We start from the raw sequence: 13,525 nt of genomic DNA on the forward strand, positions 1-13,525 counted from the left end.
AACTTTGTAAGATTAAAAGTAGTTTTATCAAAATCATTATATTCTTAAAGGGTTGAAAAGCAATGTTCATATGACTTAACAGATCGATATTTATAAATGGGGGGATAAAATATGCAAAAGAAACTTTTATTAAAATTAATTGTAACTACAATGATTGCAGTTACAGGAATCTTAGGTGCAAATCAAGTAAAAGTTAGTGCAGCTCCAATAAAGGATGCACAAATAACCCTTACACAACCTGATGGACAATCTATTGATTGCTATGCATCAGGAGATGAGTTTTATAATTATATCCACGATTCAAAAGGAAGAGCTATAGTTAAGGATGAAAAAACAAAGTATTATGTTTTTGGTAAATATGTTAAAAACAAAGTAATACCATCTAGAGAAAGAGTAACTAAAGATAAAGTTGAAACTTTGAAAAATGTGGATAATGATAGTAGAGTTAATATGAGTGAAGTTAAGGAACCAATAGAAGAAATTGAAAAGCAAAGAGAATTACTTGGAGCCAATCAAGCAGTTCAGAGCACAACGAAAAATATTGGAACACTTAATAACATAGTTGTTTTTATAAAATTTAGTGATCAAAATGAAATAACAAGAGGCATTTCATCATATGAAAGACAATTTAATTCACAAAATCAAGCGTCTCTAGCTAGTTATTATAAAGAGGCTTCTTATGGACAATTAGATGTTAACACAACTTTTTATCCAAAGCCTCAAGGAGAAAGAGTCTTAAGTTATACGGATAATCACCCAAGAAGTTACTATTCAAATGTTCCACAAAGTGAAAGAGGAATGAAAGAGCAAACATTGCTTGCAAATGCAATAAATGCTGTTAAAAGTCAAATTCCTCAAGACTTAAATATAGACTCTGATAATGATGGCAAAATTGACAATGTATGTTTTATAATAAAGGGTGGATCAGATGAATGGTCATCATTACTGTGGCCTCATAAATGGGGTATGTATTATCAACATCCAGAAATAAATGGCAAAAAAGTTGATACTTATAATTTTCAATTAGAAGATTTTATAGGAGACAATGGTATAGCTGTTTTAAGTCATGAAATGTTCCATACTTTAGGTGCTCCAGATCTTTATCATTATGATTCTAATAATAAAATTACTTCTGTTGGGCCTTGGGATATTATGGACAATTGTTATCCTACTCCTCAAGTAAGTTCTTATATGAAAATGTATTATGGAAAGTGGATGAACAATATAAGTGAAATAAATAAACCGGGTAAATATTCAATAAAATCAATAAATAATTCAACTAATAATAGTTATATTATAAAATCACCAAATTCTGCATCAGAATATTTTGTTGTTGAATATAGAAAAAGAGAAGGACTTTATGAGTCAAAATTACCAGGAGAAGGATTGCTTGTATATAGAATAAATACAGCTTATAAAGGTCAGGGAAATGCGAATAGTAAATCTAGTAGTCAAGATGAAATATATCTATATAGACCATCAGGATCATTATATAGCAATGGCTATATAAATAACGCGGCACTAGGAAGTAATAGGACAAGCATTAATTCAAGTGAATTATTCTTATCTAATGGAACTAATAGTGGAATTAGTTTAGAAAATATAAATATATCAGCAGGCACTGCTAATTTTGATGTTGTTATAAATGGACAAAGAGGTAATGGAGAAACTGGTACTGAAAAACCAAATGAAGGTTCAGCCTTTACATTTAACTTTAAAGGATATAGTGATAAGCAGTTTGCTAAACTTGATCTTGACCTTAAAAATTTGACTAGTAAACTTACAGTTGAAAATATTAAAACACACTACTATTTCAATGATAGTTATGCTTCAATTTTAATTCAAGACGAAAAAGGACAAACTGTTTTTGACAAGAATTTTATTGGTAATGAAGTCAATGATGCTTTAACAAAAGATATACCTCTAAAAGAAGGTTATTATTTAACTGTAAAACACAGAGAATTTAAAGGTAGACTTTTCATAACTAATGAAAACAATAAGCTATCACTTGATACAAACTCTGTTAATTCATATAAGATTAGCAAAAATGAATTGAAATCAGTTGATCCAGGAACTATACCAAAACCTAGTGAAAACCCTTATATAGGTTCAAACTTTACCTTTAACTTTAAGGGTTACAGCGATAAACAATTTGGTGAATTGGATTTAGATTTAGGGAACTTAACTAGCAAACTTGTAGTTGAAAATATTAAGACACATTATTATTTTAATGACAGTTATGCTTCAATTTTAATTCAAGATGAAAAAGGACAAACTGTTTTTGACAAGAATTTTATTGGTAATGAAGTCAATGATGCTTTAACAAAAGATATACCTATAAAAGAAGGTTATTATTTAACTGTAAAACACAGAGAATTTAAAGGTAGACTTTTCATAACCAATGAAAACAATAAGCTATCACTTGATACAAACTCTGTTAATTCATATAAGATTAGCAAAAATGAATTGAAATCAGTTGATCCAGGAACTATACCAAAACCTAATAATAACGCCTATGTTGGTAAAAACTTTAAATTCACTTTTAAAGGTGCAGAAGAATGGCTTTTTGCAGAATTAAACTTAGATTTATCTTCAAAGCAAGCTAAAATTGATATAAAAAATGGTGATGCCCATTATCTTATTACTGACAGTTATTCATCAATTTTAATTAGAGATGCTGAAGGAAATACTGTTTATACAAAAGATTTTATTGGTAATAAAGTAAATCAAGCTTCAGTCCAAAATATTTCTATTAAACCTGGGTACTATATTACAATAAAACACAAAGAGCCAAACATAAATAATAGATTATTAATTACAAATACAGACAATAAATTGGAATTAGATAAAGATACGAGTATCACTTATAAAATTAATGATACTGGATTAGTTAAATCATCAGAAAATGAAATCAAAAAATTACCACTTAAATATGAAGTTAATTTTGATGATACAAAAGCAGTAACAGGTGATTTAGAAATAACCGGTGATTGTGTAAGTGGAGATAAGATTACAAATCTAGCGATATACTTAAATAGTGTGAAGTCTATAGATGCTACTCGTAGCATATTAAATGATTCTCAAAATAAATATAAAGGCTACAATTTATCGCAAGCAGCATTTAAATTTAATTTACCTTGTTCAAGATGGAGTGAAAATAGCTACCCATATAAAATAGTTGCAACCTTAGAAGATGGAAAAACAACGACACTTAAAGAAGGAAACTTAATTATAAAAAGATAGACTATAGAAATTAATTAGTGGAAAATTGGTACAAGTTATAAACCTGGAGATATAGTAACTTACAACAGTCTTAAATATAAATGTATTCAGCCGCATACAGCTATATATAGCTGTACACCAATAGTGACTCCATCACTTTAGGGAAGAGTTTAATAAATATAAAAATTGTTTTTAAAGGCTTAGAAGATTTTTTTTGCAGAATTAAACTTAGATTTATCTTCATAGCAAACTAAAATTGATATGAAAAATGGTAACTCACACGTTGATTTTATTGACAGTTATGCTTCAATCTTAATTCAAAATACTAAAAAAGAAACTATATATTCTAAGGATTTTATTGGAACTACCAATTATCCTAAAAACAGTGAGATAGTTGCTCTTGAAGAAGGAACTTTGATTACTTTTAAATATTTAGAAGCAACTGATAGACTACAAATTGTTAATACAGAAAATGAAGCCAAACTACAAAAAGGAACTTCTGTAACCTATGAAGTCGTGGCAAGTGCTCTAAAGAAAATTAGTTAATAAAACTCTATGTATTTTCGTAACAATAAAAAATAGCTGTATCATATTAATTTTAAAAAATTAATATGTATACAGCTTTTTTTGTTTGCTATATCAACTTAATTATTCAAATTATTTACTTTCATCATGCTAAATATTAGTTAAATTCTATTTTTCTTATATACAATAAAACCTAAAATATCAGCTAAAGCCCATCCTATAGGTATCGACCACCATATACCACTAGCTCCTAGGGATGTTGCTGAAAGAATATATGCTAGTACTACTCTAGTACCTAGTGATACCACAGTCAAAATTATTGACATTTTTAATAAACCTAACCCTCTATATAAACCATAAAACATAAATAAAAATCCAATTAACACATAAAATATTGCTACTACAGATATATACTCTATGCCAAGTCTTATAACCTCTTCCTCTCCCTTATCTATAAATAACAGCATTATATTTCTTGAAAATACAAATATTAAAGTGGAAATTACAGCACAAAAAGCTATTATAGTTTTTATTGCCCCTTTCACTCCTTCTTTTATTCTTTCTGGCTTGTCCGCTCCCTTATTTTGTGCCACAAATGTAGAAAAAGCATTTCCAAAATCCTGTACAGGCATATATGCAATAGAATCTATCTTTACTCCTGCTGCAAATGCTGCCATTACTGTAATTCCAAAGCTATTTACTAATCCTTGTACAATAAGTATTCCAAAGTTCATAATAGATTGTTGAGCTGATGTTAAAATAGAATACTTTGCTACAAGCCTTAAAATACCCCTGTCTATCTTTATATCTTCCTTCTTAAATGATATAAAAGGTAGTTTTCTACAAACATAAATTGTACATAATATTGCCGATACTCCTTGTGCAATTGTAGTAGCTATGGCAACTCCCTTAACGCCTAAATTAAATTGTAAAACAAACACTAAGTCTAATACTACATTTATTAAAGAAGCTAAAATCAGAAAATATAAAGGTCTTTTAGAATCACCAATAGCTCTAAGTAAAGCTGTGCCCAAATTATATACGAAAGTAAAAATCAAACCTATAATTATAATAAGTAAATAGGACTTTGCATCTTTTATAAGCTTAGATGGCATATTAAACAACTCTAATATTGGATCTATGAATCCTATAGAAATAATCATTAGTACAATAGTAATTAAACCTATAAATATAAATGAAGTTATTGCAGCTATCTTAAATTTCTCCATTTCATTTGCTCCATAAAACTGAGCAAGAATAACTCCAACTCCCATGGTTAATCCTATTATTATTGATGTTATAAATACAACAATTGCAAATGAAGAACCTACTGCAGCTAAGGCATCGGTTCCTACAAATTTACCTACTACTATAGTGTCTACTAAATTATAAACCTGCTGAAATATGTTTCCCAAAATCATTGGCAATGCAAATTTCAGAATCAATTTATTTGCATTACCCTTAGTCATATCAATCATTTTTTCACTCCTATTAAGTTAACTTAATACATTAATATGGTAATTATAACATAGACCAATGATATCTTGTATATCATTGGTCTATTGATAGGTGTTATGTATTTTATTCCATAACTATAATTTCCTACAAACTTTTTCTACTTTTCTAAAGAGCTATTACTATGATTACAATATGGGTGTGTACTATCATCTATAGATAATGTCTCTACTACCCTACTTATTATTACCCCACCTGCAACTTTCTCTAATATAAGTAATATAATAAAAATTGTACCGCTAACTCCTTGGAGCAACGATAACAGTATTGAACTTTTTAGTCCTGCTTTTCTATTTACAAGAACAAGCCATCCAATCAATAACAACATAATAAGTGTAATAGTCTTGTGAAAATATAGTATTTTTCTTATATAATAACTGATATTATGAACCCACACACTATATTTAATATTCCTACTAAGACCATCAAAAATTTAGGCAGTCCTCTTAATGGATTATATCTGGTCTCACTATATATTTTCCTGGAAAAAGTTTTAAGTGGAAACAATAATTTGTATAATAAGTAAAGTTAATATATTTTAATATTTACATTTTTATTTCTAAAATTGAACCAATATATTGACATATAGAATATATAATGGCAAATTATTACTATATTACTTATTTTAGGAGGATATTAAATGAGCAATAGCTTTGGAGGATGGATAGTTCAACAATGTGTTAGTTGTGAGAATAGGGAGGTACTTGATATTGCGTTAGAAGGATTTGTAGGATCAACTTTTGAGCCTCTATTGGTTGCTACCCAAGTTGTAAATGGAATGAATTATCTATTTATAGCTAAATCTACTTCTGTTACAGAACAACCTAAAACTGGACTAGTAAAAATATATGTTACAGCAACTCCTGCGGGACACAAACCTAGACTAGTTAATATTGAAAGATTAGTATAAATTACATCTAGTTTTAAGGGTAGGTTAAACTTTATGTCTAACCTACCCTTTTAATTCACTTATTATTTTTTAATAGATTTAAATGCAGAAGCTTGTGAAGTGATTCCTTTTTCAGCTGCAAAACGTTCAATGCTAGATGCTCCAAAGAAACCATCAATTCCCTCTGTTTTCTTAATTACATATGATGCATCTTCTGGTTCAGCAATTGGACCACCATGGCAGATAATCATAATATCTGGATTTACTTCTTTACCAGCTTTTATAATAGCCTCAATTTTTTCTACACAATCATCAAGAGTAAGAGCTGTTTTAGCACCAATTGTTCCTTTTGTAGTTAAACCCATATGTGCTACTAAAATATCTGCCCCAGCTTCTGCCATTGCTTTAGCCTGTTCCGGATTAAATACATAAGGAGTAGTAAGCATATCAAGTTCATGTGCTTTTCTTATCATCTCTACTTCAAGACCATATCCCATACCTGTTTCCTCTAAATTTTGTCTAAATACACCATCTATTAATCCTACCGTTGGAAAGTTTTGAACCCCTGCAAATCCTTGGTCTTTTAATTGCTTTAAAAATACTTCCATAACTCTAAATGGGTCAGTTCCACAAACACCAGCAAGTACAGGTGTTTCTTTAACAACTGGTAATACCTCTGACCCCATTTCAACAACTATTTGATTAGCATCACCATAAGATAATAAGCCTGCTAAAGAACCACGCCCTGCCATTCTATATCTTCCAGAGTTATAAATAATAAGCATGTCTGCTCCACCAGCTTCACTACTCTTTGCTGTGATACCTGTTCCTGCACCTACGCCTAATAAAACCTTTCCATTAGATACCTCTTTTTTAAATTTTTCCATTATTTCTACTCTTGTTAATTTATTCATAGTTATCTCACCCTTCATATAAATTATTCTATTTATTCATTAAATTAATTAGTTTTTCAGCTGCCGCTTCTGCAAACTCCTTATCATTTATTGCATTATTCATTTCAACAATTTCTATTATATCTTTATTAACATTATTTCTTAAAATATCAAATAGCGCACTATCTTCTTCTTCTCCGTAAAAAGGTTGTCCAGGAACATCTAATAAAGACACGCCTTTAAGGGGAATAAATAATGCAGTTTTTTCTGAAGCTATATTAAGCTTTTCTGCTACTTTCTTTCCAATTATTCTATTTTCCTCTACTGTTGTTCTCATTAATGTTACTGTTGGATTATGTTTATAAAAATTTCTGCCTTCAAATTTACTTGGCACAGTCTCTATCGCCGCAAAGTTTACCATATCCAATGCTCCAACAGAAACAACTTGAGGAATATGATTTTTCCCAGCTGCCTCCAAACGATGAGGTCCTGAATTTAATACACCACCAACAATTTCATCACACCATTCGGTTGTAGTTAAATCTAATACTCCCTCAATAAATCCACCTTCAATAAGACTTTCCATTGTTTTTCCACCAATACCTGTTGCATGGAATACTAGAACCTCGTATCCTCTTTCTTCAAGATATTCTCTTGCATAGTTTACACAAGGTGTTGTTACACCAAACATAGTAGCTGCTACAAGTGGCTTCTTTTCAACCTTTTTATTGTTTGTAAATTTGACCATACCTGTTATAGCAAATGCTGCATTAGTAAATATTTTTGTTGATATAGAATTTAATCCAGCCACATCAACTACAGATGGCATCATAATAATATCGCTTGTTTGAACATATTGTGACGTATTGCCTGAAGCCACAGTTGACACCATCACCTTAGGTACTCCAATAGGTAATTTTCGCATAGCTGGTGTTACTAAAGATGTTCCACCTGTACCGCCAAAGGAAATTATACCATCAAATTTTCCTTCATCATATAATTTGGGAACTATTATTTCCATTCCTTTTGATAAAATCTCAGTTGCTAATGCTCTATCTTTCTTTGCCGCTATTTCATATATGTCTGCTCCAGCAGCCTTTGCCACTTCCTCATTAGAAACATCAGGTTCAAAAGTTGGTTCAAATACACCTGTGTGAATTGTAAAAGTTTTAATTCCTAAGCTTTCAATTAATTCTTTAACATAAGTGTATTCCACCCCTTTTGAATCAAAAGTCCCTGCAATTGCTATCGTTTTCATAAATCAAAAAACCTCCTCCTGAGTAAAAATAAGAATGTGTACTATTTACATTTATAACTACCCATTAATTAGACAATTAAAATAAACAGTATTAATGATCACAAGTTAATAATACTGTTTATTTTAATAAAGGTAAATGTGTTTATGTACTATAACCTTGAGCTTATGTATCCTTTGTCAGAAAATATAATTTTATTTACTAAAACCCTTTAAAAACTTTATGAGTTCTTTTTATTATCTGAGAAATACTGTGTTGGTGAGCATCTTTTGTATTTTTTAAACATTTTACTGAATTGGGAGTAGTCATTATACCCAACTAAATAAGCTAATTGTATTAGTGGAATTTTTTCTCTATTCATAATGGCTATTGATTTATCTATTCGATATTTAACCAAATACTGAGGAAAACTGCAACCAACATCCTTTTTAAATAAATTACTTAAATGGCTTCTTGATATATGTGCAACTTTAGCCAAGTCCAAAAATGATATATCATTCATATAATTCTTATCCACGTATTCCTTTACAAATTCTACATAATCATAATGTTTTGTAATACCATCTAACATTTTAATCATTAAATCATCTTCACTTAAATTACCGGAAGTTTTAAATGCTTTTGTAATATTAATTATTGATTTTTCAGAAGGAATTCTTTCAAAGGAAGATCCGCCAATATACCCCATAACCAATTTATTATTACTATACATATATTGAACATCAATTGGAGTCTTTACAGGTCCTCCATAAATTAATTTGATTACATCATGGTTTATCTCATTACACACTTTAAAAATTTTTTCTACCCTCTCTCTTGCCGATTCTAAAGAAAGTATTTTTTTTGCACCTAACATGCCACCTTGTGTTAAACCTAGATGCACACAAATCACATCAGCCCCAACATTAATCATTTTTTTTGCAGTATCTTCATCAAACACAAATGCAATAGTAAATAGGCCCATTTCATGTGCAATACCTATAGCTTCAACTTCTAAGTCATAACAACAACCATTTTCTTCTAATGATTCACGAAACTCGCCATCTACAATTCCAATAGTTGGGAAATTATTAATGCCAGAAAAACCTTGTTCCTTAATAAATCTAATATATTCTTTCATATCTTTTGTAGGGTCCGTTGCATTAAATCCAAATATTACTGGGGTTCTTTTAACTAATGGTAAAATCTCTCTAGAAGCAAAATCCATTACCATATCATTACTGTTGGAAAATGGAAGCATACCAGCAAGAGAACCTCTTCCCATTTGTCTAAATTTCCCTGAATTTAAAGCCAATATAAAATCTGCTCCACCATTTTCAGCATATTTTGCTGTAATACCTGAACCTGTAGCTACCCCAATAATATGCCCATTAATCTTGGTTTCTACATTCAAATTCTTAAGTATGTCTTCTCTCTTTATTAATGTCATATTTCCCTTACCTTTCTATAAACAATCCATACTTGATGAATTTTTCTTTTCTTTAAAACTAAAATATATAAGTCATATTTTGTGGCTCATAAAATGATAATCCATGGTCTTTAGCTAATACTTGAACTATATTATTAATAAATTCAGCATTTTCTAAATCACAACCTATTATTACAAAGCCATCTCCCTTGTCTACCTTAATATTTTGATTTTTTCCCATTAGATCCTCATAAAACTCGTCAAGTATATCTATATCTCCTACTAATGATGTATCTCCTTTACATATTTTTTCATATAAGAATTGTGCTCCCATTTCACTGCTAACTTTATCACTATTCCAAACTGCACAATACCAATCCATCATAATCTCCTTTGCTTATTCATAATGTTTAACCTTAATTACATTATATATAATTATCTACAAAGTAAACAACTAATTTATAGTTATATAGATAACCATACTTTTCTTAACCTCTTATTGACAAACCGTAAGCTTATTTCCCTCAACTTTTATAAACCGTATTTCTAAAGCTATTCTATATTTCTTAAACATATACATGACTGTTACATTTAATGAATATAAGTTTCTACCCTATTATGATTTAAAGTTCTTTGTCAACAAATTTAAAATTTAATAAAATAGTATACTACCACAAAAGGTTTAGGATTAACTTACTTTTAAAAGTTTTTCCTAAACCTTTTAATTATATATAATCTTAGTTAAATTTTACATATATCCTATCTATATTATTATCATTTTATAATAATAAAAAAGAACTATCTTAAAATTACTTTTAAGATAGTTCTTTTATGAAAATATTAATTATCTTCTATTTTGTTCTTTTTTTGCTCTTCTACAAGCTGCACATCTAGTTGGCTCGTTATCGAATCCTTTTTCTTTGTAGAATTCTTGCTCACCTTCAGTGAATATGAATTCTTGACCACAATCTCTACATACTATTGTCTTATCTGCCATTTTTGTTTCCTCCTTAAAATTAAAGACTCTCTTTGATTAACGTATTCTCTAATTAGGAGAAATTACTCATCTATAATCAAATCTTTATTTTTTATTTTTTAGTAAGTATTAATTTAACTTACTCACTTAGTATAACACATATACATATTAATGCAAGGGTTATATTACCTTTTTTTTTATTTTTTTTATTTTTAACTATTCTTTATATGCTTTTATCATTATTTACTTTATATACCTCTTAAACCCTCTAATCTTATATTAAAATAATTTTAATATAAATTTCTTAAGAGTTGCTTGAATTAATACCATATTTTTATTTTAAGTAGTTTACTTTGTTTATCATATTTTAATGGTTATTATTGAGATATTTAAAGCTTTATATTTATACTACTCATTACAATAGATTTATTGCCTATTTTAAAGCGTATTCCATATTTATACTTTATTTGAAAATAATGATATACTGTATTCAAGTATAAATTTATATTTTATGGGGTGTTTTATTATGAAAAAATCTTTTAAAAAAACATTATTACTACTCATCTCTTTCATGGTATTAACTTTAACCTTTTCCACCAACGCTTTTGCTACAACTACTTCTTCTGAAGATTCCATCACAAGTTCCTCATTACCCAAATTAAATAATAATTATCCTATTGTAATGGTCCATGGTTTATTTGGTTGGGGAAATGATGAACTTTATGGCATAAATTATTGGGGAGGTGAAAACAATTTAAAAGATATTTTAACTCAAAAAGGCTATACAGTTTTTACTCCCACTATAGGTTCTATATCTAGTAATTGGGATAGAGCTTGTGAATTGTATGCTTACTTAAAAGGTGGCACTGTAGACTATGGTGAAGCTCATTCAAAAAAAGATGGACATTACCGTTATGGTCGAACTTATCCTGGAGTTTATCCTGAATGGGGGGCTTCAGATACAAATGGAACAAAAAAAATTCACTTAATTGGGCACAGTATGGGTGGAGAAACAATTAGAATATTGGCTCAATTATTAGAAAATGGTGATGCTGATGAAATGAACTATAGTAAAACCAACTTAAATCCTTTGTTTAAAGGAGACAACCATTGGATTGATAGTGTTACAACTATAGCAACTCCACATGATGGAAGCCAAGAAGATGAAAGGAAACAAAATCTCGAACCTCTTGTCCATGATTTTTTCGCTGCTATTGCTAGTAGCACTGGAAGATTTGATTCTACCAATCCTTGTTTTGATTTCAAGCTAGATCAATGGGGACTTAAGAAAGAAGCTAATGAATCCTACGAAAGTTATTATAAAAGAGTATTTAGCAGCAACATTTGGAAAGATACAAATGATTTAAGTATTTGGGATTTGTCTCAAGAAGGAGCAAAAGAGCTAAATAGTTGGGTTAAGGCTCAAAAAAATATTTACTATTTTTCTATCTCTTGTGTAGATACACATAAAGATTTATTAACTGGCCATCAAGTACCTAATATTAATATGAATCCTCTTCTTTTAAAAAGTTCTATCTTTATGGGAAAATACACAAATTTTACTCCTGGAAAAGTTCAAGTCGATAGTAGTTGGTGGAGAAATGACGGTATAGTTAGCGTTAAATCTGCTATAGGCCCTCACGAAGGTTCTGAAGATAAAATTGTGACTCACGACCCTAACGTTCTCCCTGAAAAAGGTGTATGGAACTACATTGGAGAAATCAACAACATAGATCATATTGAGGTAGTATTACAACATAACCCTATTTATCGTAAGTATCTTCAAAACCAGTTCGTTCAATGGGCAGATATGTTAAATAATCTTCCTTATTAAATATATCTTCTTAGGTAAAATACAATTATAAACAGAGATTCTAGATAGTTTTTTATATTATTAAAATATTACTGGAAATTTTTCTTTCCAGTAATATTTTTTTTATTTAGTAAACATTAAATTTATTTCCAACATATTTCCGGATTTTTTCTAGGTACTGTTCTTAAATATTTTACATCTGGATATCCTATTACCATACAGGTAACAATTTGTTGGCCTTCTTTTAACCCTAAATAATCCATAATTTTTTTATTTCCTTGAGCTGCCCTTACAAAAAATCCACTAAAGAATGTTCCAAGACCTACTGCATTAGTCATAAGTTCCATATTTGAAGATGCTAAAGCTGCATTAACTTGAGAATCAGATGCAACAAGTATTATAGTTGGTGCATTAAAGAATAAATTATCCTTTGGATTTTCATTTGTCTTATAATCTTCATACATACTTATCCACATTTCTGCGTATCTTTTGAAACCTATTGTTTGAGGGTTTAAGTTAGAAATAATATTTTGTCCTAGTTCCTTTAAGCTTTCCAATGCCATACTTTTTAATTCTTCTATGCCATCTCTTACTACTATATAAGATACATTTTGACTATTACTTCCTGTTTGAGTAAATCTACCTGCTTCTATAATCTTAGAAAGCTTTTCTACCTCTACTTCTTTATTCTTAAAGTGTCTTATAGTTCTTCTAAATTTAATAAAATTTAATAAGTTTTCAGCTTCTACTGTAAAGTCTTCTTTATTATAATTTTTTACATCTTCCATATTATATTCATCTGTTGTTACAGCATTTTTAGGACAAATAGCTATACAATGTCCACATTTAAAACAGGTTACATTATTAATTTTAGCTTTTCCACCTACAATTTCTATGTCTCTTGCAAAACAATCCTTAACGCATAAACCGCAACCTATACATTTATCTTTATCTACATTCATCATAAAACATTTCTCCCTAACTAATTTTATTTTGTTTATGTTCTTATTATATCTCTTATAACTTAC

13 protein-coding genes are annotated in these 13,525 nt (G+C 29.3%); 5 read left to right on the forward strand and 8 right to left on the reverse strand.

All coding sequences use genetic code 11. The annotated features are described in order from the left end of the window. Positions 1-111 precede the first annotated feature (111 nt). The 3 genes from BM119_RS06445 to BM119_RS06450 all read left to right on the forward strand — a co-directional run bounded on the left by BM119_RS06445 (position 112) and on the right by BM119_RS06450 (position 3,768). Positions 112-3,243: a putative mucin/carbohydrate-binding domain-containing protein gene (locus BM119_RS06445; protein WP_090039919.1), complete on the forward strand. Its 3,132-nt coding sequence runs from the start codon at positions 112-114 to the stop codon at positions 3,241-3,243. A gap of 24 nt (positions 3,244-3,267) precedes the next feature. Further along, the gene (locus tag BM119_RS20550) at positions 3,268-3,384 is read left to right on the forward strand and encodes a carbohydrate-binding protein (protein WP_423230999.1); all 117 of its coding nucleotides are present in this window, start codon (positions 3,268-3,270) and stop codon (positions 3,382-3,384) included. Positions 3,385-3,483: 99 nt separating this feature from the next. Further along, positions 3,484-3,768, forward strand: coding sequence for a putative mucin/carbohydrate-binding domain-containing protein (locus BM119_RS06450; protein ID WP_090039921.1), 285 nt, complete (start codon positions 3,484-3,486; stop codon positions 3,766-3,768). A 140-nt stretch (positions 3,769-3,908) separates the two neighbouring features. On the opposite strand, the gene BM119_RS06455 is transcribed toward BM119_RS06450, so the two are convergent. Both BM119_RS06455 and BM119_RS06460 read right to left on the reverse strand, forming a co-directional pair. Then, a complete protein-coding gene (locus tag BM119_RS06455; RefSeq protein ID WP_090039922.1) occupies positions 3,909-5,225 on the reverse strand; it encodes an MATE family efflux transporter in 1,317 nt (438 codons plus the stop codon). A 137-nt stretch (positions 5,226-5,362) separates the two neighbouring features. Further along, positions 5,363-5,590 (reverse strand): hypothetical protein, encoded by a 228-nt coding sequence (locus BM119_RS06460; RefSeq protein ID WP_143087303.1) that lies wholly within the window; start codon positions 5,588-5,590, stop codon positions 5,363-5,365. Positions 5,591-5,902: 312 nt separating this feature from the next. Between BM119_RS06460 and BM119_RS06465 the strand changes: the two genes are divergently transcribed. Next, positions 5,903-6,172 carry a hypothetical protein gene (locus BM119_RS06465; RefSeq protein WP_090039926.1) on the forward strand — a complete coding sequence of 90 codons (270 nt, stop codon included), beginning with the start codon at positions 5,903-5,905 and terminating at the stop codon, positions 6,170-6,172. 62 nt (positions 6,173-6,234) lie between these two features. Here BM119_RS06465 and BM119_RS06470 read toward each other — a convergent pair whose 3' ends face one another. The 5 genes from BM119_RS06470 to BM119_RS06490 form a co-directional block, all read right to left on the reverse strand. Continuing rightward, on the reverse strand, positions 6,235-7,065 hold the full coding sequence (locus BM119_RS06470; RefSeq protein ID WP_090039928.1) for a phosphoenolpyruvate hydrolase family protein: 831 nt from the start codon (positions 7,063-7,065) through the stop codon (positions 6,235-6,237). Positions 7,066-7,093: 28 nt separating this feature from the next. Further along, positions 7,094-8,302, reverse strand: a complete 1,209-nt coding sequence (locus BM119_RS06475; RefSeq protein ID WP_090039930.1) for a Tm-1-like ATP-binding domain-containing protein — start codon at positions 8,300-8,302, stop codon at positions 7,094-7,096. Positions 8,303-8,520: 218 nt separating this feature from the next. Then, on the reverse strand, positions 8,521-9,729 hold the full coding sequence (locus tag BM119_RS06480) for a phosphoenolpyruvate hydrolase family protein (protein ID WP_090039931.1): 1,209 nt from the start codon (positions 9,727-9,729) through the stop codon (positions 8,521-8,523). 58 nt (positions 9,730-9,787) lie between these two features. Then, complete coding sequence (locus tag BM119_RS06485) at positions 9,788-10,090, reverse strand: hypothetical protein (protein ID WP_090039933.1); 303 nt, start codon at positions 10,088-10,090, stop codon at positions 9,788-9,790. A gap of 462 nt (positions 10,091-10,552) precedes the next feature. Continuing rightward, complete coding sequence (locus tag BM119_RS06490; RefSeq protein ID WP_090039935.1) at positions 10,553-10,705, reverse strand: zinc-ribbon domain-containing protein; 153 nt, start codon at positions 10,703-10,705, stop codon at positions 10,553-10,555. Positions 10,706-11,210: 505 nt separating this feature from the next. On the opposite strand from BM119_RS06490, the gene BM119_RS06495 reads away from it, so the two are divergent. Further along, the gene (locus tag BM119_RS06495; RefSeq protein WP_090039936.1) at positions 11,211-12,518 is read left to right on the forward strand and encodes an esterase/lipase family protein; all 1,308 of its coding nucleotides are present in this window, start codon (positions 11,211-11,213) and stop codon (positions 12,516-12,518) included. A gap of 122 nt (positions 12,519-12,640) precedes the next feature. Here the strand turns inward: BM119_RS06495 and BM119_RS06500 are convergent, their stop codons facing one another. Then, a complete protein-coding gene (locus BM119_RS06500) occupies positions 12,641-13,462 on the reverse strand; it encodes a nitroreductase family protein (RefSeq protein WP_090039938.1) in 822 nt (273 codons plus the stop codon). Positions 13,463-13,525 lie beyond the last annotated feature (63 nt).

The sequence above is a fragment of the Clostridium frigidicarnis genome (assembly GCF_900111985.1).
GTDB lineage: Bacteria > Bacillota > Clostridia > Clostridiales > Clostridiaceae > Clostridium_Z > Clostridium_Z frigidicarnis.